Genomic DNA, 21,095 nt, shown 5'->3' with positions numbered 1-21,095 from the left:
TATAAAAATATGAGAGAGTTGCGTGGCAGATCGAAACTGCCACGCAAACGACTTCAGACGCCGAGCGACTTCAGCTTGCGATGCAGCGCCGAGCGCTCCATGCCGACGAACTCGGCCGTGCGGGAAATATTGCCGCCGAAACGGTTGATCTGCGCGATCAGATAGTCCCGCTCAAACATTTCGCGGGCTTCGCGCAGCGGTAGTGTCATGATGTGATAGTCGTTCTTGGCGGAGACCTTCGGCAGCATGTCGCCGAGGTCGGTCGGCAGCATCTCCGCCGTGATCGGCGTCTCCGGGCCATCAGTGCGCGCCAGGATCATCAGACGTTCGATATTGTTGCGCAGCTGGCGGATATTGCCCGGCCAATCATGCGCCTGCAGCACCGCCATGGCGTCGTCGCCGATCCGGCGCGAGCGGATGCCGGCCTGCTCGGAAATCTGCCGCATCAGTTGGTCGACGAGGAAAGGAATATCCTCGCGTCGTTCGGCCAACGCCGGCACGCGCACAGGCACCACGGCAAGACGGTGGTAGAGATCTTCGCGGAACAGGCTTTCGGCAATCCGGCTTTCGAGATTGTAGGCCGTGGACGATATGATACGCACGTCGACCTTCACCCGCTTCGAGCCGCCAACACGTTCGAACTGCTGATCGACCAGCACGCGCAGGATCTTGTTCTGCGTCTCGCGCGGCATCTCGCCGACCTCGTCGAGATAGAGGATGCCGCGATGCGCCTCTTCCAGCGCGCCGATCTTGCGCGGCTGACCGGGCGAACCCTCGGTGCCGAAGAGGGCAATTTCCATGCGTTCGGGCGTAATCGTCGCGGCATTCAGCGCGACGAAAGGACCATTGGCCCGTGTCGACTTCTTGTGGATCATACGGGCCACGAGCTCCTTGCCGGAACCTGACGGGCCAAAGATCATCACGCGACTATTGGTGGGGGAGACCTTGTCGATGGTCTGGCGAAGCTGCGAGACGGCAACCGACGTGCCGATCAATTCGACGGCATCGCCCGTGCGGCGCTTAAGCTCCGAAACCTCGCGCTTCAGCTTGGAATTTTCCAACGCGCGCTCAGCGATCAGGATCAACCGATCGGCCTTGAACGGTTTCTCGATGAAATCGAAGGCGCCACGCTTAATAGCCGAGACGGCGGTTTCGATATTGCCGTGACCGGAGATCATCACCACCGGCAGTTCCGGATGGCGCGTCTTGATCTCATCCAGCAGCGACAGACCGTCGAGCTTGCTGCCCTGCATCCAAATATCCAGGAAGATCAGCCGCGGCGCTCGATCGGAGATCGCTGCCAGAGCGCTGTCGCTGTCAAACGCGGTGCGAGTCTCATGCCCCTCATCCGAAAGAATTCCCGAAACGATTTCGCGAATGTCTTCCTCATCATCCACCACGAGAATATCAGATGCCATATACACTTTCCTTATCACTTGCTGGCTGGGCGACGGCGGCCTGCTCACGGCGCGGCAAATGCACGCGGATCATGGCGCCCCTGCCCTGGTCGAAATCGGCGGGAGCATCATGCAGCTCGAGCTGCCCGCCATGGTCTTCAATGATCTTCTTGACGATGGCGAGCCCGAGGCCGGTGCCCTTCTCGCGCATCGTCATGTAGGGTTCGAGAATGCTGTGCCGGTTCTCGACCGGCAGGCCGCGGCCGTTGTCGATGACATCGACGGTAAAGCGGTCGCGTTCGGCATCGAGGAACGAGCGTACGAGGACTTTGGGCTCCTCACGGGTCTCGCCGCTCGGCACACCCTCGATCGCCTCAACAGCATTCTTGATGAGATTGCCGAAGGCCTGGCCGAGCATGCGCGTGTCAAACATGCCCTCCAGCCGTTCATCGCCGAGTTCGCGCTCGAATTTGACATGGTTGTTGCCCATTTCGCGCAGGAACACCGCGTCACGCAGGATATCGCGCAAGTCGCTTGGTTCCATTGTCGGTTTCGGCATGCGGGCGAAGGACGAGAATTCATCGACCATGCGGCCGATATCGCCGACTTGGCGGATGATCGTGTCGGTGCATTGATCGAAGACCGGGCGATCGGCTTCGGCGATATTCTTGCCGAAGCGACGGCGAATACGTTCGGCCGAAAGCTGGATCGGCGTCAGCGGGTTCTTGATCTCATGCGCAATGCGGCGGGCGACGTCGGCCCACGCGGTCGAGCGCTGAGCGATGACCAGATCGGTAATGTCGTCGAGCGTGATGACGTAGGATTCGTTCGAGTCGCGCGATTCTTCCCGCGTCACCTGAACGCTTAGCGTCCGCACCGTGCCGCCACGCACCAGGCTGATCTGCTTGCGGAAATCGCTGCGATGCCGCGTCGTGGCCTCGGTAACGACCTGATCGACCTCGGGTGCGATCTCAGCCAGGTTCTTTCCCACCAGCTCATCGCTCTTCAGGGTCAGCAGCTCTTCGGCGGATGTATTGGCGATGGTGATGCGCCGGTCATGTTCGACGCCGATCACGGCTGCGGTAACGCCGGAGAGCACTGCCTCGATGAAGCGGCGGCGATCGTCCACCTCATCCTTGGCTTCGAGGATCTCGTCACGCTGCGTGCGAATCTCCGAGATCATCTTGTTGAAGGTTCGCGACAGGCTGCCAACGTCTCCATCAGCGGCACGCACCGGCACCAGTACATTCATGTTGCCGGACGCGACATTGTCAGCGGCGCTGATCAAAAGCCGGATTGGCCGAACGATGCGATCGGCAACCGCGATTGCGGTCCAGATTGCTGCGAGAAGCACGATCAGCGCAAAGCCGATGTAGAGGACGGCAAAGGCAATCTGAAGGGACATGCGCCCCTCTTCCATCGCCTTGTATTCAGCCGTGTTGTCTTCGACCATGCGCATGGCGTTCATGACACGCGGGTCGACGGCGCGGACCGTGTAGAGGAAGGAGCCGGGAATTTCGTCCAGTTTGATGATGGCGCCGACGAGGTTGGTCACTCCAGGCGGGATGAGGGTCGGCTGGCCGTCGGCGGAGGCTTCGAGCGCATCCTTCGGTATTGCCGGCAGCGGGCGCTCGGTCTTGATGTCGGCCTGAACAATCGCGGTGCCGTCACGGCGCACCAGGAAAGCGCCAAGCAAACCGCGGCCCTTGGCTTGCCGGGTCATCAGATCGGCGAAACCGGTGCGGTCGAGACTGTAGAGCGTACGATTGCGCTCCAGGTCGTTCGCCATGGAAACGGTCTGGCCCTGCAGATAGCTGGCGTTCTCCATCAGATAGGCCTGCGCCACATTCTGCGAGGAGCTGATGATCTGCTGCGTGCGCAGCGCAAACCAGCGATCAAGGCCGACATTCAGCGTCAAGCTGGCAACGATCGCCACGAGGATTGCGGGCGTGATCGCGACGATGGAAAAGAGAACGACGATGCGTATGTGCAGGCGCGCCGCAGCGCGGCCACGGCTGCGCGCTTTCAAAAGGCGCGCAACTTCACGCGCGATCAGGGCAATCAGCCCCAGAACGAACAGGCCGTTGATCACGACCGAGGTGAAGACGACAGATGATGTAGGGGCAATCGGCGTCAGCCCCAGCAGTACCAGCAGCGTGGCAATGGCGCACAACAGTGCGCCGCCGGCCAGGATCAGGCCAGGAAGGGCAAAGGATGCTCGGCGATCCGTCACTTTGACGACCGCCTCGTCGCTCGCTGCCGGCGACACCGCGTCCTGCTTCATTCCCAATATCTCCGGGCACAGGCGACGGTTGACGCCTTGGCCAAATTGCATCAGCACTGTTTTGACGGCAATACGAGCGATCGGCAAAGGCTGGAACTGTCATCCGGTTTTGCGTCGACGCGAAACCCAGGTTTCAAATCATTTAAGCAACGATCTGAAGTTTTTGAACAATTTCCCCTTGCGCATAAGCGCACTCGACGAATCGCTACCGCCAAAACAGCGAACCGGCTGCGTGACCTTTAAGCAACGCATTGTGGCGAAAATGCAACGCATCCGATCACATTGTCAAGCCGTGCGGGAGCTTCGATAGACGGAAACACCCAGTTCTCTGATCTTTTTACGCAGCGTATTGCGGTTAAGGCCAAGCAGATCGGCGGCTTTGATCTGATTGCCGCGGGTCGCGGTCAGCGCGGCAAGGATCAGCGGATATTCCATTTCGGTAAGAACGCGATCATAGAGCCCCGGCGGCGGCAGATTCTCACCAAAGCCGGCGAAATAGGTTCGCATATTCTCCTCGACCGCCTGGGCAATGGTCATGGAGCCCGTGCGAACCGGGCCTTTTTCGATCGGGCTGTCGGGCACATCGGCGCGCAGCTCCGCATCGATGATCTCCTTGGTGATCACGTCCTGCGGATAAAGCGCCATCAGTCGGCGGATCAGGTTCTCCAGCTCGCGCACGTTGCCCGGCCAGGGATAGGCCTTCATCAGTTCCAGCGCTTCCTGATCGAACCGCTTCGAACCGAGCCCTTCCTTTTCCGCCTGCTGCACGAAATGGCGGACGAGATCGGGAATATCTTCGGCGCGGTCGCGCAGCGGCGGCAGGCGTAGCGGCACGACGTTGAGGCGATAATAAAGATCCTCGCGGAAGAGGCCCTGGTTGATCGCCTGCTTCAAATCCTTGTTGGTGGCAGCAACGATCCGGACGTCGGTACGGATCGGCGTGCGGCCGCCAACGGTCGTATATTCACCCTGCTGCAGCACGCGAAGAAGACGGGTCTGAGCATCCATCGGCATGTCGCCGATTTCGTCAAGAAACAGCGTGCCGCCTTCGGCCTGCTCGAAACGGCCCGTCGAACGCGTCTGCGCGCCGGTGAAGGCGCCCTTCTCGTGGCCGAACAATTCGGATTCGATCAGATCGCGCGGGATGGCGGCCATGTTGATGGCAACGAAGGGGCCATTGCGGCGCTTGCCATAATCATGCAGCGCGCGGGCCACCAACTCCTTGCCGGTTCCGGACTCGCCGGTGATCATCAGCGTCAGGTCGGTCTGCATCAGCCGCGCCAGCACGCGGTAGATTTCCTGCATGGCGGCTGAACGACCGACCAGCGGCATGCCGTCCTGCATGTCGTCATCCAGCTTGGCAGGCTTGCGCTTCGGCTCGGACAAGGCCCTGCCGATAATGGCGATCAATTCCGTCAGATCGAAAGGCTTCGGTAGATAATCGTAGGCGCCCTTTTCCGAGGCCTTGATCGCCGTCATGAACGTGTTTTGCGCACTCATGACCAGAACAGGCAGCTCCGGTCGTGCTTTCTTGATGCGCGGCAGCAGATCGAAGGCGTTTTCGTCAGGCATGACGACGTCGGTTACAACGAGGTCGCCTTCACCGGCGGAAACCCAACGCCAGAGCGTGGCGGCATTGGATGTGATGCGCACATCGTAGCCCGCGCGGCTCAAAGCCTGATTGAGCACGGTACGGATGGCCGCATCGTCGTCGGCGACAAGGATCGTAGCTGTCATCGAGTAGTCCCTGTAGAGTTCGGAAGAGGAGCGTCTTCAAGCGTGGTGCCCTTGGAGGCAGGCATCAGGACGCGGAAAGTGGTGCGATGGCTCTGGCTGTCGCATTCGACGATGCCACCATGGTCACCGATGATCTTGGCGACTAGCGCCAGACCGAGGCCGGTACCGTTCGTCTTCGTGGTGATGAACGGATCGAAGAGATGCGGCAAGAGGTCGGCGGGCACGCCTGGACCGTTGTCGATCACACAGAATTCCAGCGGTAACGAGATCTTCTCGCGCGTACCGGCGACGGAAAGGCGGATACCGGGGCGATAGGCGGTCGTCAGCATAATCTCGCCATCCGGCCGCTCGCCGACGGCTTCGGCAGCGTTCTTCACCAGATTGAGAAAAACCTGCACGAGCTGGTCTCTGTTGGCATAGACCGCCGGCAACGACGGGTCATAATTCTCGGTGACCTTGATATTGCGTGCAAAACCCGCCTTCGCGACCGCCTTCACATGATCGAGGACGGAATGGATGTTGACCGGCACGCGGTCGATCGGACGCTCGTCGGAAAAGACCTCCATGCGGTCGACCAGCGAGACGATTCGATCAGTCTCGTCGCAGATGAGACGCGTCAGGCCGCGGTCGTCATCCTCAACCGATTGTTCGAGCAATTGGGCCGCACCGCGGATGCCGGAGAGCGGATTCTTGATCTCATGCGCCAGCATCGAGGCGAGGCCCGTCACCGAACGGGCGGCGGCACGATGCGTCAACTGCCGGTCGATCTTGTCGGCCATGGACCGTTCCTGGAAGACGATCACCACCGAGCCGGGCTCGCTCGAAACGGGCGCGACATAGATGTCCACCAGCTTGTCCTGGCCGAGGCGCGGCGAACTGAGATCGACGCGATATTCATTGACCGGACCGCGGCGTTCGCGCACCTGGTCGATCAGGGCCAGTAGCGGGCTGCCGAAAGGAATGAATGTGGAAATTTCATAGCGCGACAGGTGCGAAGCGCTGGCGCCGAAGAAGGCTTCGGCCTCCCAATTGGCGAATGCGATCAGGCCGGCCTCATTGACCATAACGACCGGGTTCTGGATCGCGTTGAGAACGGCCATGGCCATGCTGCCCATGTGATCCGTCGCTCCGGAATCGGATTTGGAACTCATGCGGCCTCCTGGACGCTTTGGCCGAGATCGGACCCGGTCTGCAGTGCTGCATGGAACAATGCCGCAACCTCCCGGCTGTCTTTCGAAGTCACGATTCCCGCTTTTTCAGCACCTGTTACAATGGGAGCGTAACGGTCGAGATACCAGCCGAGATGCTTGCGGGCATGGCGAATACCCACGGCTTCGCCGTAGAACGCCAGCATCATCTGATAGTGCTCGAGGGCGATATCGGCGATTTCGCTGCGGTCCGGGTGGCGATGACCGGCAAGCACACCTGCGTGCCATGGCCGCCCCTGACAGCCGCGACCGACCATGACGGCATCGGCACCGGAGCGCCGGAGTATCTCTCGCGCGTCCTCAGGCGTGTCGACATCACCATTGGCGACCAGCGGAATGGACACGACATCGCGCACGGCGCGGATAGCATCCCAATCCGCCCTGCCCTCGTAGAATTGCATGCGCGTGCGGCCATGAATGGTCACGAGCTTTATCCCGGCTTCCTCCGCACGGCGGGCGATGTGCGGCGCATTGATGGAATTTTCGTCCCAGCCGAGCCGCATCTTCAGTGTCACGGGAATATCGACCGCCTTGACCGTCGCCTCGATCAGACTCAGCGCATGATCCGGATCGCGCATCAGCGCCGAACCGGAATAGCCGCCGATGACCTTCTTGGCCGGGCAACCCATATTGATGTCGATGATGTCGGCGCCATTATCGGCGGCAATCTTAGCCGCCTCGGCCATCCAATGCGGCTCGCGACCGGCCAGTTGCACCATATGCGGCTTCAGCCCGGCACTTCTTAGCCGCGCCCAGGATTCCGCCGTGTCCTGCACCAATTCGCGGCTGGCGACCATTTCAGTCACGACGAGGCCAGCCCCATAGCGCAAAGCGAGCTGCCGGAAAGGCAAATCCGTCACGCCTGACATCGGCGCGAGGATCACGCGATTGCGAATGGGCACGGGGCCAATGGAAAATGGGGCTGCAAGCTCGGACGGAAACAAATGATTATCTTTCAGGCACACCATATATCTGCACTATTTTTAGACAGTCTTACGAGGCTTGCCAAGGGGTTTCGGAGAATGCCGATATTTTTCGGGCAAATGCTGGAAAATGCCCATTCGAGGCGATAGACCCTGCTAGATAGAGCGAGATCTCGCTTTGGCGATCTGCTTGGCATGATCCTGTCCAAAAACCGCTTTACACTTTTGGAGATCATGCTGGAGCGAAAGCCTTTCATCTCTGGGGGTTTATGACGCAAATGCACTCAATGCAACCGATGTCGGTCGGAATCGTGATCGTTGCTGCCGGGCGTGGCGAGCGGGCGGGATCGCCGGAGGAAGGCCCGAAGCAGTATCGCCCGATCGGCGGCCGGCCGGTTATTGCGCATACGCTTGAAAAATTCGTGACATGGCCGCAAGCGGCAAAGATCGTGATCGTTATCCATCGCGACGACGAGGCGCTGCTGCAGGTTGCGCTGCGACAGGTTGCCGATTCGCCGGAGGTCGGGATTGCCTTCGGCGGCGCTTCCCGCCAGCAATCCGTGCTTGCCGGGCTACGGCAACTGGAAAATACCGGCGTCACGCATGTCCTGATCCATGATGCGGTACGCCCTTTCTTTGATCACGCACTGCTCGATCGCGTCGCGGTGGCTCTGGCCGCCGGCGCGCCTGCCGTGCTGCCCGCCATGCCAGTGACGGATACACTAAAACGCGCTGATGCCGATGCACGGGTAACGGAAACCGTGCCGCGCACAGGGCTCTACGCCGCGCAAACGCCGCAGTCCTTCCGATTCGCCGATATTCTGGCCGCACATGAAAAGGCAGCTGCCGAGAACAAGACGGATTTCACCGACGATGCCGCGATCGCCGAATGGAGCGGTTTGCCGGTGACGCTCGTTGCCGGCAGTTCCGATAATGTCAAATTGACGGTCAAAAGGGATATCGTCATGGCCGATGAAAAGCTTTCCGCCAGCCTCCTGCCGGATGTACGCACCGGCAACGGCTACGATGTCCACCAGCTCGAGCCGGGCGATGGCGTGACGCTCTGTGGCGTCTTCATTCCGCATGACCAGAAGCTGAAGGGCCATTCCGACGCCGATGTGGCGCTGCATGCGCTGACCGACGCCTTGCTCGCCACCTGCGGAGCCGGCGACATAGGTGACCACTTTCCGCCCTCCGATCCACAATGGAAGGGCGCCCCCTCCCGCATCTTCATCGAACATGCGGCAAAGATCGTCCGCGACCATGGCGGCACAATCATGAATGCCGATGTCTCGCTGATTGCCGAAGCTCCGAAGGTCGGGCCGCACCGCGAGGCGATGCGCGCCAAACTCTCGGAATTTTTGGGGATCGACCTCGAACGTTGCTCGGTGAAGGCAACCACGAACGAGAAGATCGGCTTCGTCGGCCGCCGCGAAGGCATTGCGGCCATTGCCACGGCGACCGTCGTTTATCGCGGAGGCAAGGCATGACTCATTTTCCCGACGATATACTGGCACTCGCCAACGGCATCATCACCGATTTCACAGCAAAGGGCTGGATGGTCGCTACCGCGGAATCCTGCACCGGCGGGCTGATCGCGGGCGCTCTGACGGAAATTCCGGGCTCATCGGCAGTCGTCGACCGCGGCTTCGTCACCTATACGAATACGGCGAAGATGGACATGCTCGGCATCCAAGAGCAGACGCTCGCGCAGTTCGGTGCCGTGTCGAAAGAGACGGCACTGCAGATGGTGCATGGCGCCCTTTTCCGCTCTCAGGCTGACTTTGCCGTCGCAGTCACCGGTGTTGCCGGACCCGGTGGCGGCTCTGCGGAAAAGCCCGTGGGGCTGGTCCATCTAGCCGCCAAGGCGCGTAGCGGCGCACTCATCCATCACGAAATGCGCTATGGCGACATCGGCCGCGACAAGGTTCGGCTCGCCACCTTGAAGACCGCATTGGAAATGCTGATCAATCTCGGCAAGTAACGCCGAACTCCCGCTTCAGGCGTAGATCTTTTTCGCGCGTGTCTCGAAGGCATCCGTGAACATACGGAAAGCGCGATCGAACATCGATCCCATCAGGGCGCCAAGGATGCGACTCTTGAACTCATAGTCGATGAAGAAATCAATGCTGCAGCCGCCGCTTTCCGACGGCGTGAAGCGCCAACGGTTGTCGAGATATTTGAACGGCCCGTCGATATATTTCACGTCGATCGCCCGCTCCGCCTTGTTGAGCAGCACCTGCGTCGTAAAAGTCTCGCGGATCGCCTTGTAGCCGACGGTCATGTCGGCGACCAACAATACCTTGCCGTCGCGCTCCTTGCGATTGCGGACAACCAGCGCCTCGCAAAGCGGCAGGAATTCCGGATAGCGCTCGACATCGGCGACGAGGTCGAACATCTGGTCAGGCGTGTGCGGGACGGGGCGGTGCGTTTCAAACTGAGGCATGAGCGGCAATTAAGCAGGACGGCCCAGAAGATCAAGAAGCCTGCGCATTTCGCGGCGGGATTTTAGCTGTAGGACCGGCACGTCGGGGCCGTGTTGAGCGAGGCCGACCAACACTTTAGGCGCAAATTTGCGCTCCCAGTCCCAGATGTAACGCAGGAAATCTGAATCGATGCGCTCGGGACAACCCGGCGCCATGTCCGGGCGGGACCGTCCCAGCCACCGCACGGCTCTCGACAATGCCCCCCACATACACAACCAGCGCGGCATGCGCACCCAAAGAACAAACTCCGTGCGTGGCAACCGCAGATCAAAACTTGATGGTGCCGTTCCATCGATCAGCCAACGCTCCTCGGCAACCTTTGCTGCGATCAGGGCGCGCTCCTCGGCCTTGTCTCTCTTCACCCAGCCCGGCAGCCAGAAAAACTCGCGATCCATCGAGACGTAAGGCAGATCCAAGCACGCGCAGATCTTCTGAGACAAAGTCGATTTACCGCCTCCGGAGCATCCCATCACGAGGATGCGGTCGGCGCTGCGGATACGATCCGCCGCCTGCCTCAGGTCGGTCACCTCGTTACGCAGCTTCATTGCGATCTGATCCACGACGTTTCCTCCGCTCTCACCGGCCAGAGCGCAGACGCGCCAACAGTTCATCACCCTCGCGGTAGGACTTCAGTGTCAGGACCGGCACCTGGCGGCCATGAAGCGCGAGCATTTCCATGAATTGCGGAACTTCTTCCCTCTCGAAAGTCCAGATATAGCGAAGGAAAGTCGAGGTCAGCCGCTCGGGGCATCCGGCCGCCATCTCGGGCCGCGAACGGCCGCGGTAGCGCAGCCATCGCGAAATAACGCCCCTCAACGCCACATGCCGCGGCGGTCTTCGCCATATGACGATGTCGGTGTGTGGCAGCCTCAACGGCAAGGTTCCAGGGCTGTTACCGTCCATGATCCAACGTGGGCCAGCAACCGCCTGCTTGATCAGCGCGATAGCCTCCGGGCGCGGCCGATGCTTCCAACCGGGCAGCCAGAAAATGTCACGGTCCATCGATACGTAAGTCAGCCCACGCAATGACGCGATCGATCGCGCCAACGTGCTTTTGCCGGTGCCGGAGCAACCGATGATGAGGATGCGTTCGGCATTATCGAGGATGGACGCTGCAGTCTCGATGTCGACGGCATAGGGCGGCGCTTGCGGCGCTGATATCTGCTCCACGGGGTCGGCTCCATATACAACCAAGACAGGCGCCGATACCGGTAACAAACGGCGGGGCTGTGTTCCCTAAGCCGCGCAGATGATGATTTGATGACGGCACAAACAAAAACCGCGGCACAATCGCCGCGGTTCGTTCAAAAGGCAAGAGATTGAATTTTATTCAGCCGCCAGCAGAACCTTCTTCTCGCGGGCAGCCCGCAGGCGGGCGAAATCGTCGCCGGCGTGGTGGGACGAGCGGGTGAGCGGGCTGGAGGCGACCATCAGGAAGCCTTTGGTGTAAGCAACCGTCTCGTAGGACTTGAATTCGTCCGGGGTGACGAAGCTCATGACCTGATGATGCTTGCGGGTCGGCTGCAGATACTGGCCGATGGTCAGGAAGTCGACGTCGGCGGTCCTGAGATCATCCATCAACTGCAGCACTTCGTTGCGCTCTTCGCCGAGGCCGACCATGATGCCGGACTTGGTGAACATGGTCGGATCGAGTTCCTTGACCCGCTGCAACAGGCGGATCGAGTGGAAATAGCGGGCACCGGGACGCACCGTCAGATACTTCGACGGCACCGTTTCCAGATTGTGATTGAAAACGTCGGGCTTGGCGGCAACGACACGTTCGAGAGCGCCCGGCTTGCGCAGGAAGTCCGGTGTCAGGATCTCGATCGTCGTTGCCGGCGAAGCGGCGCGGATCGCCCAGATCACCTTTTCGAAGTGCTCGGCACCACCGTCTTCCAGATCGTCGCGGTCAACGGACGTGATGACAACGTGGCTGAGGCCCATTTCCTTGACGGCCTTGGCGACATTTTCAGGCTCCGCCATATCGAGCGCATTCGGCTTGCCGGTCGAGACGTTGCAGAAGGCACAGGCGCGCGTACAAATCTCGCCCATGATCATGAAGGTGGCGTGCTTCTTGTCCCAACACTCGCCGATGTTCGGGCAGCCGGCCTCCTCGCAGACGGTAACGAGCTTGTGCTCCTTCACGATCGAGCGGGTCTCGGCATAGCCCTTCGATGTCGGCGCCTTGACACGGATCCAATCCGGCTTGCGCAGAACTTCCGTATCCGGCCGATGCGCCTTTTCCGGATGCCGTACGCGCTTTGCGTCTGGATTGATCGTGTCGAGAATCGTGACCATGAAACGTCTACTTTCCGCCGCTCACTCACGGCCTTTTCATCGCCGGACGAGTTTGGCGAGAAATATCAGAATGCATGCACCGATGAAACCGGTGACGAAATAACCAAGCCGGCCGCCAGGCACGCCGACATGCAGTTGCACCAGAATGCCCGCGGCAACGACCGAGCCGGCAATGCCAAGAACGATGTTGAGGATGATGCCGTAGCGCACCTCCATCAGCTTGCCCGCGAGCCAGCCCGCAAGGCCGCCGATGATAATCAGACCAAGCCAGCCTACGCCTTCCATCGCGCCTTTACCCCCACGCTATCGCCCTCGCAAGCAGTACCACAATGATCGCGCCGACCGTCGCATGAATGATCTCGACCACGAGCGCATTTTGTATGCCCAGCGAAATTCCAAACGAATTAAATAGGAACCCGCCCACGAAAGCACCAATCACGCCGCTCAACAAGCAACTGATCAAGCCGCCTCCGCCGACGACCAGGCTGGCGAGAAATCCCGCCACCAGACCGATCAGCAGAAAGACGATCCAAGCCTCAGTACCGATAGACATGATGATTTCCTTTGCAATTTTCCACCCTGTGGATAGAGGGCGAAGCAGGAAATTATCAAGCGTTCAGCACGCGGCCGTAAGCGTCCAGCACGGCTTCCTTCATCGTTTCCGAAACGGTCGGATGCGGGAAAATCGTGTGCATCAGTTCCTCTTCCGTCGTCTCCAGATTCATGGCGACGACAAAGCCCTGGATCAATTCGGTAACCTCGGCGCCGACCATATGGGCGCCGAGCAGTTCGCCGGTCTTCTTGTCGAAGATGACCTTGCAAAGCCCCTGGTCCTCGCCGAGAGCGATCGCCTTGCCGTTGGCCGTGAACGGGAAGCGGCCGACGCGGATGTCGCGGCCGAGTTCCTTCGCCTTGGCTTCCGTCAGGCCGACCGAGGCGACCTGCGGCTGGCAGTAGGTGCAGCCCGGCACCTTGCTCTTGTCGGTCGGATGCACGTTCGGCAGGCCAGCGATCTTCTCGATACAGACTACCCCTTCATGCTCGGCCTTGTGCGCCAGCATCGGCGGGCCGGCGACGTCGCCGATCGCATAGATGCCCGGTACGTTGGTCTTGCCGTAGCCGTCGATGACGACGCAGCCGCGATCGGTCTTCACGCCGAGCGCTTCCAAGCCAAGATTCTCGATGTTGCCCTGCACGCCGACGGCAGAGATCATGCGGTCGGCGGTGATCTGCTGCACCTTACCGTCTGCGGTTTCTATGTGTGCGGTGATGCTGTTGGCGCCCTTGTCGACCTTGGTGACCTTCGTGCTGGTGAAGATCTTCAGGCCGCGCTTTTCCAACTGCTTGCGGGCGATACCGGAAATTTCGGCATCCTCGACCGGCATGATGGTCGGCATGATTTCGACGACGGTGACATCGACGCCCAGCGAGCGATAAAAGCTCGCAAATTCAATGCCGATCGCGCCCGAGCCCGTGACCACCAGCGACTTCGGCAGGAAATCCGGCTTCAGCGCCTCGAAATAGGTCCAGATCAGCTTGCCGTCCGGCTCGATGCCGGGAAGTGCGCGCGGGCGGGCGCCAGTGGCGACGATGATGTGCTTGGCAGTGTAGGTACCCTCGCCCTTGACGTTCTTGGGCAACGGATGCTGAGGTTCGACGACAGGTTTGGTCGACTTGCCGACCACGATTTCGCCGGGCTTCGTGATCTTGGCCTCACCCCAGATCACGTCGACCTTGTTCTTTTTCATCAGGAAGCCGACGCCCATGTTGAGGCGAAGAGAAACGCCGCGCGAACGGGCGACGACCGCCTTCACATCCGGCGTAACCTTGCCTTCGAGGACAAGGCCGTAGTCCTTCAGATGATTGGAATGATCGAGGATTTCGGCCGAACGCAACAGCGCCTTGGTCGGAATGCAGCCCCAGTTCAGGCAGATGCCGCCCAGGTGCTCGCGTTCGACGATCGCCGTCTTCAGGCCAAGCTGGCCGGCGCGCACGGCGGCGACATAGCCGCCGGGACCGGAGCCGATAATGATGACGTCGTAATTCTCAGCCATATGTTTCCTGCCTTTGGTTGGCGGCCGGTCGAGGCTCAGCCTGCCTTAATTTTTCCGAAGCACGATGCCGAACCGAAGAACCACAAAGCGAAAGCGGTTTTCGAGTAAGGTCGCACTCAATCAAATCGTTAGAGCCCGAGCATCATGCGCACGATCGGCTCGAGACCACGGCCGAGCGCCCGGGTATTTTCGGCATCGAGATGCACGCCGTCGAGCGGCGTGGTGACGGCAACCGTGCCCGCATCGAAAAAGCCGCAGCCAAGCTCGTCGGCCAGATCGCGATAGAGCGTCGCAAGCTTCGCCGACTCCTTGATCGCGCCGAGATAGTTGGCGGCGAAAGCCGGATTGGCGGTTTCGGTGATGACGGGTGGCGCAACGATCAGAATATCGGGGACTTCGTGACCGAACGCCCATGTATGATTGCGCACGAGCTGAATCAACCGGCTGATGCCCTGCAAGGCGGCAAAGGCCGAACCTGCAAGCACCGGCTTCATGTCATTGGTGCCCAGCATGATAATGACAAGATCGAGCGGCGCGTGCGTCTGCAGGATCGTCGGCAAGACCTTCGCACCATTGCGGTCGCAATCGGCGAGATGGTCGTCGAAAGCGGTGGTGCGGCCGTTCAGCCCTTCCGGAATCATCCGAACCCGATCGCCGAGCGCCTTTTGCAGCACGCTCGGCCATCGATCTTCGAAGGCATGACGACCGATCGTCTCGGCGTTATAGCCCCATGTCAGCGAGTCGCCATAACACAGAACGGTCTTGGTCATTCATGCCTCCGCTTGACGACAAGGCTCAGACGAGCATCCCCATCGGGTTTTCGATGTAGCCCTTGAAGGCTGCCAGAAGTTCCGCGCCAAGCGCACCGTCGACACAGCGATGGTCGGTCGACAGCGTGACGCTCATCATGGTGGCGATGGCCATTTCACCCTTTTTGACGATCACACGCTGCTCACCCGCGCCAACGGCGAGAATGGTCGCATGCGGCGGGTTGATAACAGCGGAGAAGTTCTTGACGCCCATCATGCCCATATTGGACACAGCAGTGGTGCCGCCCTGATATTCCTCGGGCTTCAGCTTGCGCTCCTTGGCGCGCTTGCCGTAGTCCTTCATCTCATTGGAGATGGCCGACAGCGTCTTCAACTCGGCGCTGCGGATGATCGGCGTGATCAGACCGCCCGGAATGGAGACGGCGACGCCGACATCGGCGTGCTTGTGCTTGACCATGTTGTTGTCGGTCCAGGAGACGTTGGCATCCGGCACATCGCGCAGCGCCAGCGCCAGCGCCTTGATGACCATGTCATTGACGGAGAGCTTATAGGCCGGAACGCCATCCTTCGACTTCTGAGCAGCATCGTTGAGCTGCGTGCGCAGCGCCAACAGTGCGTCCAGCTCGCAATCGACGGTGACGTAGAAATGCGGAACGGTCTGCTTGGATTCCTGCAGGCGCTTGGCAATGGTCTTGCGCATGCCGTCATGCGGCACGAGCTCGTAGGAACCGGGCTCGAACAGCTTGAGAACGGCATCTTCCGACATGCCCTTCGGCGCGGCTGCCGCCGGAGCCTGAACAGCGGCGGCCGGCTGCGAAGCGGGGGCAGCCGCCGGAGCGGCCTTTGCAACGCCACCACCGGCAACAGCGGCTTCGATGTCCTTCTTGATCACCCGGCCATGCGGACCGGAGCCGACGAGCGCGGCCAGATCGATGCCGGATTCCTTGGCAAGACGGCGAGCGAGCGGCGAGGCGAAGGTGCGATGACCATCCGTCGAGAGGGCCGCTGGCGCAACTGGCGCGGGCTGTGCAGCCGGCGCGGATTGAGCCGGAGCCGTCTCCGCCTTCGGCGCAGGCGCCGCAGCGGCAGGCGCAGCAGCAGCGGCAGGCGCAGCAGCAGCAGCACCCAAGGCAGCGGCGGAAACGTCCTCGCCTTCCCCGGCCAGAACCGCGATCAGCGCATTGACCTTGACGCCTTCGGTGCCGGCCGGAACGACGATCTTGGCGACGGTGCCCTCGTCGACAGCTTCGACTTCCATCGTTGCCTTGTCGGTCTCGATCTCGGCGATGACGTCGCCGGACTTGATCTTATCGCCTTCCTTGACCAGCCACTTGGCGAGGTTGCCCTCTTCCATGGTCGGCGAGAGGGCAGGCATGGTGATGTTGATAGGCATCGATGAGCCCTCCCCTTATTTGTAGCAAACGGCTTTCACCGCATCGACCACTTCGCCGACATTCGGAAGCGCAAGCTTCTCGAGGTTGTGGGCGTAGGGCATGGGCACATCCTTGCCGGCGATCGTCAGGATCGGCGCATCGAGATAGTCGAAGGCCTGCTGCATCACGCGGGTGGCGATTTCCGTTCCAACGGACGACTGCGGATAGCCTTCCTCGACGGTGACCAGGCGACCGGTCTTCTTGACGGATTCGATGACCGTCGGCAGGTCCATCGGGCGGATGGTGCGAAGGTCGATCAGCTCGACATCGATGCCCTGGGCTTCCAGTTCGGCGACCGCCTTGGTGGCATAGGTCATGCCGATACCGAAGGAGACGACCGTTGCGTCCTTGCCGGGACGGTGGATGCGGGCCTTGCCGATCGGCAGAACGAAATCGTCGAGCTTCGGCACGTCGAAGTGCTGGCCGTAAAGAATTTCGTTTTCAAGGAAGATGACCGGATTCGGATCGCGGATCGCCGCCTTCAGCAGGCCCTTGGCGTCGGCTGCCGTGTAGGGCATGACGACCTTGAGACCCGGAATGTGGCTGTACCAGGCTGCATAGTCCTGGCTGTGCTGGGCAGCAACGCGCGCTGCCGCGCCGTTGGGGCCACGGAAGACCATCGGAGCACCCATCTGGCCGCCCGACATATAGAGCGTCTTGGCGGCGGAGTTGATGATCTGGTCTATCGCCTGCATGGCGAAGTTGAAGGTCATGAACTCGACGATCGGGCGAAGGCCAGCCATCGCGGCACCGACACCGACGCCGGCAAAGCCATGCTCGGTGATCGGGGTGTCGATCACGCGACGCGGACCGAATTCCTGCAGCAAGCCCTGGGTGACCTTGTATGCGCCCTGGTATTCGGCGACTTCTTCGCCCATGACGAACACGTCCGGATTGGCGCGCATTTCTTCGGCCATGGCGTCGCGCAGCGCTTCACGCACTGTCATCGACACCATTTCCGTGCCGGCCGGAATTTCCGGATCGGCAGGAGCGGCAACCTTCGGCTGGGCCGGAACCGGTGCTGCTGCGGGCGCCAGAGCGGCTGCCGGGGCCTCAGTCTTTACGGGCTCGGCAGCGGGTGCCGCTTTGGCGGAAGAAATCGCGTCTGCAGACTCGCCGTCCTGCAAGAGGATCGCGATCTTGGTGTTGACCTTGACGCCTTCGGTGCCGGCGTCGATCAGCAACTTGCCGATCGTGCCTTCATCAACGGCTTCCACTTCCATGGTGGCCTTGTCGGTCTCAATTTCGGCAATGACATCACCGGAAGTGACCTTGTCACCTTCCTTCTTGAGCCATTTCGAAAGGGTGCCCTCTTCCATCGTCGGAGAAAGGGCGGGCATGAGAATATCGATGGGCATGGATCGTCCCTCCCCGATTTAGAGCAGAATGTCGGTATAGAGCTCGGATGCATCCGGCTCCGGATCGGCCTGGGCGAAATCGGCACTGTCGGCGACGATGTCGCGGACATCTTTGTCGATCGCCTTCAGCTCGTCTTCCGACGCCCAACCCTTTTCCAGAAGGCGGGCACGAACCTGCTCGATCGGGTCATGCTCGGAGCGCATCTTCTGCACTTCGTCCTTGGAGCGATACTTGGCCGGGTCCGACATGGAATGGCCGCGGTAGCGATAGGTCAGCATTTCCAGAATGATCGGACCCTTGCCGGAACGGCAATATTCGACAGCTTCATCGGCAGCCGCCTTGACGGCACGAACGTCCATGCCGTCGACCTGGATGCCGGGGATACCGAAAGAGGCGCCGCGCTTGGAGAAGTCCGCCTGCGCGGTTGCGCGCGCCGTGGACGTGCCCATGGCGTAGCGGTTGTTTTCGATCACGTAGATCACCGGCAGCTTCCAGAGCTCCGCCATATTGAAGCTTTCGTAGACCTGGCCCTGGTTGGCAGCGCCGTCGCCGAAATAGGCGACGCTGACATTGTCATTGCCACGATACCAGTTGGCGAAGCCGAGGCCGGTACCGAGCGAGACCTGCGCGCCGACGATGCCATGGCCGCCGTAGAAGTTCTTTTCCTTGGAGAACATGTGCATGGAGCCGCCCTTCCCTCGGGAATAGCCGCCCTGGCGTCCAGTGAGTTCCGCCATGACGCCGCGAGCGCTCATGCCGGTCGCCAGCATGTGGCCGTGGTCGCGGTAGCCAGTAATGACCTGGTCGCCTTCCTTCAGCGCCAGCTGCATGCCGACGACGACGGCCTCCTGGCCGATGTAGAGGTGACAGAAGCCGCCAATGAAGCCCATGCCATAGAGCTGGCCGGCCTTCTCTTCAAAGCGGCGGATCAGGAGCATCTCACGATAGGCCTTGAGCTCCGCATCGCGGTCGAATTCCGCGATCGCGCCACCGTTGGTTTCTTTGACGGGTTTGGATGTTGTCTTGCGGCTGGAAACGGACGCGGATTTTCGCGGCGCCATTCAACCCTCCCTATGTGAGTAGCATCGGTTCTGTAGTGCTGCGTAACATAAGGAAGATTGTTCGCCACAGCAATGCTATAATTGCATGGCTCATATTCTTCACAAGCGATTGATATGCTTATGAAAAAGGCGATTAACCGAAATTAGGTTAATTGTGACTATTTATTGAAAATGACGATTTCGTCGGCTTTGGAATAGGTCAATTGATAGCGCGCATATTGGTCGAGCATATCCTTGTCCAGCGAGCCGTCGCTGAGCAATGCTACTTCCTTTTCAAGGTGTTCGCGCTTGGCGACGAGATCGGCAAGCTCCCTGCTGCGATCGATGCGCTGCTGCTCGAAGACCTCGGTCGCCTTCAGGCCGTAATCGCCATGAATGCAGTGATAGCCGAAATAGCTCACGAAGGCGATCGTGATGGCGGGAAGAATGAAACGGCCGAACTTTCTCTTCTTATGATATTTTGTCCACATACTCGCTTGCTCAAAACGCTCTACCGAGAATGATCCCGAACCTTGGGCACGCACAACGGATGCGAAGCAGTTCCGGATAAGATCACGCTAAATCAAACATCTATGACGACACTAGTCGCGAGAGATTAACCATCCGTTGACTCTGCCATTTTTCCAACAAAAAACCGCGCCCGAAGGCGCGGTCCAAGGCCAGGAAAATATTGGCTTATAAGGCGACTCGGATCGTTATCCGCCGCAAACTAAACCTTTCCGAAAATCCCGTGGATTTTCAGGGGTATGAATTATCAGCCGCGAAGGATGGAACGGCCGGCATATTGTGCCTGAGGGCCGAGCGCTTCTTCGATGCGGATGAGCTGATTGTACTTGGCAAGACGATCGGAGCGCGACAGCGAGCCGGTCTTGATCTGACCGCAGTTGGTAGCAACTGCGAGATCGGCGATGGTCGAATCTTCGGTTTCGCCGGAACGGTGCGACATGACGGCCGTGTAGTTGGCCTTGTGCGCGGTTTCGACGGCGTCGAGCGTTTCCGTCAGCGAGCCGATCTGGTTAACCTTGACGAGGATCGAGTTGGCGACGCCCATGCGGATGCCGTCGCGCAGACGAGCCGAGTTCGTGACGAACAGGTCGTCGCCAACGAGCTGCGTCTTCTTACCGGTCAGATCGGTCAGGATCTTCCAGCCTTCCCAATCGTCTTCGGCCATTCCGTCTTCGATCGAGATGATCGGATACTTGGCGGCGAGCTCGGCAAGATATTCGGCCATGGCGCCGGATTCCAGCGTACGGCCTTCGCCTTCCAGAACGTACTTGCCATCCTTGAAGAATTCCGTCGAAGCGCAGTCAAGGCCGAGAGCGATCTCCTCGCCCGGCTTGTAGCCGGCCTTTTCGATGGACTTCATGATGAAGTCGAGGGCGGCCGGGGCGCTGGAGAGGCCCGGTGCGAAGCCGCCTTCGTCACCGACATTGGTGTTGTGGCCCTGCGAAGCCAGTTCCTTCTTGAGAACGTGGAAAACTTCAGAGCCCATGCGCACGGCGTCGCGGAGGGTATCTGCGCCGATCGGCAGGATCATGAATTCCTGAAAGTCGATCGGATTGTCGGCATGGGCACCGCCGTTGATGATGTTCATCATCGGAACCGGCAGCAGGCGGGCATGGGCGCCGCCGACATAGCGATAGAGCGGCAGGTTGGCGCTCTGGGCGGCAGCCTTGGCGACGGCAAGCGACACGCCGAGAATGGCGTTGGCGCCGAGGCGGGACTTGTTCGGAGTGCCGTCGAGTTCGATCATGATGTTATCGATCTGGATCTGGTTCTCAGCGTCGATTCCACCGATCGCGTCGAAGATCTCGGTATTGACGGCTTCGACGGCCTTCTCGACACCCTTGCCATGATAACGCTTGCCGCCGTCGCGAACTTCGACGGCTTCATGCGCGCCCGTCGAGGCGCCCGACGGAACCGCTGCGCGGCCCATGCTGCCATCTTCGAGGTAGACATCGACTTCGACGGTGGGATTGCCACGGCTGTCGAGAATCTCGCGGGCGATAATGTCGGTGATTGCGGTCATGATAGCTTCCTGCTCGCTGGTTTATAAATCGATTTAAATCGTCTTAATCGAAGACG

At 60.2% G+C, this 21,095-nt stretch carries 20 protein-coding genes; 2 read left to right on the top strand and 18 right to left on the bottom strand.

Translation table 11 applies throughout. The features are described from left to right. Positions 1–53 precede the first annotated feature (53 nt). The 5 genes from ntrX to dusB form a co-directional block, all read right to left on the bottom strand. Positions 54–1,418, bottom strand: a complete 1,365-nt coding sequence (ntrX, locus tag CCGE525_RS09960; protein ID WP_107107966.1) for a nitrogen assimilation response regulator NtrX — start codon at positions 1,416–1,418, stop codon at positions 54–56. After that, positions 1,408–3,681: a sensor histidine kinase NtrY-like gene (locus tag CCGE525_RS09955; RefSeq protein WP_120704113.1), complete on the bottom strand. Its 2,274-nt coding sequence runs from the start codon at positions 3,679–3,681 to the stop codon at positions 1,408–1,410. Before CCGE525_RS09955 ends, ntrX begins: the two co-directional genes overlap by 11 nt. A gap of 285 nt (positions 3,682–3,966) precedes the next feature. Further along, positions 3,967–5,418: a nitrogen regulation protein NR(I) gene (gene ntrC / locus CCGE525_RS09950; RefSeq protein WP_120704112.1), complete on the bottom strand. Its 1,452-nt coding sequence runs from the start codon at positions 5,416–5,418 to the stop codon at positions 3,967–3,969. Next, positions 5,415–6,569, bottom strand: a complete 1,155-nt coding sequence (locus CCGE525_RS09945; RefSeq protein WP_120704111.1) for a two-component system sensor histidine kinase NtrB — start codon at positions 6,567–6,569, stop codon at positions 5,415–5,417. Before CCGE525_RS09945 ends, ntrC begins: the two co-directional genes overlap by 4 nt. Further along, the gene (gene dusB, locus CCGE525_RS09940; protein WP_120704110.1) at positions 6,566–7,594 is read right to left on the bottom strand and encodes a tRNA dihydrouridine synthase DusB; all 1,029 of its coding nucleotides are present in this window, start codon (positions 7,592–7,594) and stop codon (positions 6,566–6,568) included. Before dusB ends, CCGE525_RS09945 begins: the two co-directional genes overlap by 4 nt. A gap of 224 nt (positions 7,595–7,818) precedes the next feature. Here dusB and CCGE525_RS09935 point away from each other — a divergent pair, with 224 nt between their 5' ends. Beyond that, on the top strand, positions 7,819–9,039 hold the full coding sequence (locus tag CCGE525_RS09935; protein ID WP_120704109.1) for a bifunctional 2-C-methyl-D-erythritol 4-phosphate cytidylyltransferase/2-C-methyl-D-erythritol 2,4-cyclodiphosphate synthase: 1,221 nt from the start codon (positions 7,819–7,821) through the stop codon (positions 9,037–9,039). Further along, the gene (locus CCGE525_RS09930; RefSeq protein ID WP_120704108.1) at positions 9,036–9,533 is read left to right on the top strand and encodes a CinA family protein; all 498 of its coding nucleotides are present in this window, start codon (positions 9,036–9,038) and stop codon (positions 9,531–9,533) included. Before CCGE525_RS09935 ends, CCGE525_RS09930 begins: the two co-directional genes overlap by 4 nt. 15 nt (positions 9,534–9,548) lie before the next feature. Here CCGE525_RS09930 and CCGE525_RS09925 read toward each other — a convergent pair whose 3' ends face one another. The 13 genes from CCGE525_RS09925 to eno form a co-directional block, all read right to left on the bottom strand. Beyond that, positions 9,549–9,995 carry a type II toxin-antitoxin system RatA family toxin gene (locus CCGE525_RS09925; protein WP_120706352.1) on the bottom strand — a complete coding sequence of 149 codons (447 nt, stop codon included), beginning with the start codon at positions 9,993–9,995 and terminating at the stop codon, positions 9,549–9,551. Between the two features lie 9 nt (positions 9,996–10,004). After that, on the bottom strand, positions 10,005–10,580 hold the full coding sequence (locus tag CCGE525_RS09920) for a P-loop NTPase family protein (RefSeq protein ID WP_120706351.1): 576 nt from the start codon (positions 10,578–10,580) through the stop codon (positions 10,005–10,007). Positions 10,581–10,611: 31 nt separating this feature from the next. Then, the gene (locus CCGE525_RS09915; RefSeq protein WP_120704107.1) at positions 10,612–11,205 is read right to left on the bottom strand and encodes a P-loop NTPase family protein; all 594 of its coding nucleotides are present in this window, start codon (positions 11,203–11,205) and stop codon (positions 10,612–10,614) included. Positions 11,206–11,361: 156 nt separating this feature from the next. Beyond that, positions 11,362–12,333: a lipoyl synthase gene (gene lipA, locus CCGE525_RS09910; RefSeq protein WP_120704106.1), complete on the bottom strand. Its 972-nt coding sequence runs from the start codon at positions 12,331–12,333 to the stop codon at positions 11,362–11,364. A gap of 36 nt (positions 12,334–12,369) precedes the next feature. Next, on the bottom strand, positions 12,370–12,618 hold the full coding sequence (locus CCGE525_RS09905; protein ID WP_120704105.1) for a GlsB/YeaQ/YmgE family stress response membrane protein: 249 nt from the start codon (positions 12,616–12,618) through the stop codon (positions 12,370–12,372). Positions 12,619–12,625: 7 nt separating this feature from the next. Further along, positions 12,626–12,886: a GlsB/YeaQ/YmgE family stress response membrane protein gene (locus CCGE525_RS09900; protein ID WP_120704104.1), complete on the bottom strand. Its 261-nt coding sequence runs from the start codon at positions 12,884–12,886 to the stop codon at positions 12,626–12,628. A gap of 55 nt (positions 12,887–12,941) precedes the next feature. Then, positions 12,942–14,387 (bottom strand): dihydrolipoyl dehydrogenase, encoded by a 1,446-nt coding sequence (lpdA, locus tag CCGE525_RS09895; protein WP_120704103.1) that lies wholly within the window; start codon positions 14,385–14,387, stop codon positions 12,942–12,944. 128 nt (positions 14,388–14,515) lie between these two features. Further along, positions 14,516–15,157, bottom strand: coding sequence for an SGNH/GDSL hydrolase family protein (locus tag CCGE525_RS09890; RefSeq protein WP_120704102.1), 642 nt, complete (start codon positions 15,155–15,157; stop codon positions 14,516–14,518). 25 nt (positions 15,158–15,182) lie between these two features. Continuing rightward, the gene (locus CCGE525_RS09885; protein WP_120704101.1) at positions 15,183–16,550 is read right to left on the bottom strand and encodes a pyruvate dehydrogenase complex dihydrolipoamide acetyltransferase; all 1,368 of its coding nucleotides are present in this window, start codon (positions 16,548–16,550) and stop codon (positions 15,183–15,185) included. Between the two features lie 15 nt (positions 16,551–16,565). Next, on the bottom strand, positions 16,566–17,948 hold the full coding sequence (locus tag CCGE525_RS09880) for a pyruvate dehydrogenase complex E1 component subunit beta (RefSeq protein WP_120704100.1): 1,383 nt from the start codon (positions 17,946–17,948) through the stop codon (positions 16,566–16,568). Positions 17,949–17,966: 18 nt separating this feature from the next. Beyond that, positions 17,967–19,010 (bottom strand): pyruvate dehydrogenase (acetyl-transferring) E1 component subunit alpha, encoded by a 1,044-nt coding sequence (pdhA, locus tag CCGE525_RS09875; RefSeq protein WP_120704099.1) that lies wholly within the window; start codon positions 19,008–19,010, stop codon positions 17,967–17,969. Positions 19,011–19,168: 158 nt separating this feature from the next. Further along, positions 19,169–19,480, bottom strand: a complete 312-nt coding sequence (locus CCGE525_RS09870; protein WP_120704098.1) for an FtsB family cell division protein — start codon at positions 19,478–19,480, stop codon at positions 19,169–19,171. A gap of 284 nt (positions 19,481–19,764) precedes the next feature. Then, positions 19,765–21,039, bottom strand: coding sequence for a phosphopyruvate hydratase (gene eno / locus CCGE525_RS09865; protein WP_120704097.1), 1,275 nt, complete (start codon positions 21,037–21,039; stop codon positions 19,765–19,767). Positions 21,040–21,095: the final 56 nt, after the last annotated feature.

It is taken from the genome of Rhizobium jaguaris, assembly GCF_003627755.1.
GTDB lineage: Bacteria > Pseudomonadota > Alphaproteobacteria > Rhizobiales > Rhizobiaceae > Rhizobium > Rhizobium jaguaris.
Note: the sequence above shows the minus strand (reverse complement) of the source record. Positions and strands in the feature narration are given on the sequence as shown.

Coding starts and splice junctions, on each gene's coding strand:
- CCGE525_RS09900 (WP_120704104.1), bottom strand. CDS start 12,886: ATGTCTATCGGTACTGAGGCTTGGATCGTCTTTCTGCTGATCGGTCTG.
- CCGE525_RS09930 (WP_120704108.1), top strand. CDS start 9,036: ATGACTCATTTTCCCGACGATATACTGGCACTCGCCAACGGCATCATC.
- CCGE525_RS09880 (WP_120704100.1), bottom strand. CDS start 17,948: ATGCCCATCGATATTCTCATGCCCGCCCTTTCTCCGACGATGGAAGAG.
- CCGE525_RS09885 (WP_120704101.1), bottom strand. CDS start 16,550: ATGCCTATCAACATCACCATGCCTGCCCTCTCGCCGACCATGGAAGAG.
- eno (WP_120704097.1), bottom strand. CDS start 21,039: ATGACCGCAATCACCGACATTATCGCCCGCGAGATTCTCGACAGCCGT.
- CCGE525_RS09955 (WP_120704113.1), bottom strand. CDS start 3,681: ATGAAGCAGGACGCGGTGTCGCCGGCAGCGAGCGACGAGGCGGTCGTC.
- lpdA (WP_120704103.1), bottom strand. CDS start 14,387: ATGGCTGAGAATTACGACGTCATCATTATCGGCTCCGGTCCCGGCGGC.
- CCGE525_RS09935 (WP_120704109.1), top strand. CDS start 7,819: ATGACGCAAATGCACTCAATGCAACCGATGTCGGTCGGAATCGTGATC.
- CCGE525_RS09890 (WP_120704102.1), bottom strand. CDS start 15,157: ATGACCAAGACCGTTCTGTGTTATGGCGACTCGCTGACATGGGGCTAT.
- CCGE525_RS09925 (WP_120706352.1), bottom strand. CDS start 9,995: ATGCCTCAGTTTGAAACGCACCGCCCCGTCCCGCACACGCCTGACCAG.
- ntrX (WP_107107966.1), bottom strand. CDS start 1,418: ATGGCATCTGATATTCTCGTGGTGGATGATGAGGAAGACATTCGCGAA.
- CCGE525_RS09870 (WP_120704098.1), bottom strand. CDS start 19,480: ATGTGGACAAAATATCATAAGAAGAGAAAGTTCGGCCGTTTCATTCTT.
- CCGE525_RS09905 (WP_120704105.1), bottom strand. CDS start 12,618: ATGGAAGGCGTAGGCTGGCTTGGTCTGATTATCATCGGCGGCCTTGCG.
- dusB (WP_120704110.1), bottom strand. CDS start 7,594: ATGGTGTGCCTGAAAGATAATCATTTGTTTCCGTCCGAGCTTGCAGCC.
- lipA (WP_120704106.1), bottom strand. CDS start 12,333: ATGGTCACGATTCTCGACACGATCAATCCAGACGCAAAGCGCGTACGG.
- CCGE525_RS09920 (WP_120706351.1), bottom strand. CDS start 10,580: ATGAAGCTGCGTAACGAGGTGACCGACCTGAGGCAGGCGGCGGATCGT.
- CCGE525_RS09945 (WP_120704111.1), bottom strand. CDS start 6,569: ATGAGTTCCAAATCCGATTCCGGAGCGACGGATCACATGGGCAGCATG.
- pdhA (WP_120704099.1), bottom strand. CDS start 19,010: ATGGCGCCGCGAAAATCCGCGTCCGTTTCCAGCCGCAAGACAACATCC.
- ntrC (WP_120704112.1), bottom strand. CDS start 5,418: ATGACAGCTACGATCCTTGTCGCCGACGACGATGCGGCCATCCGTACC.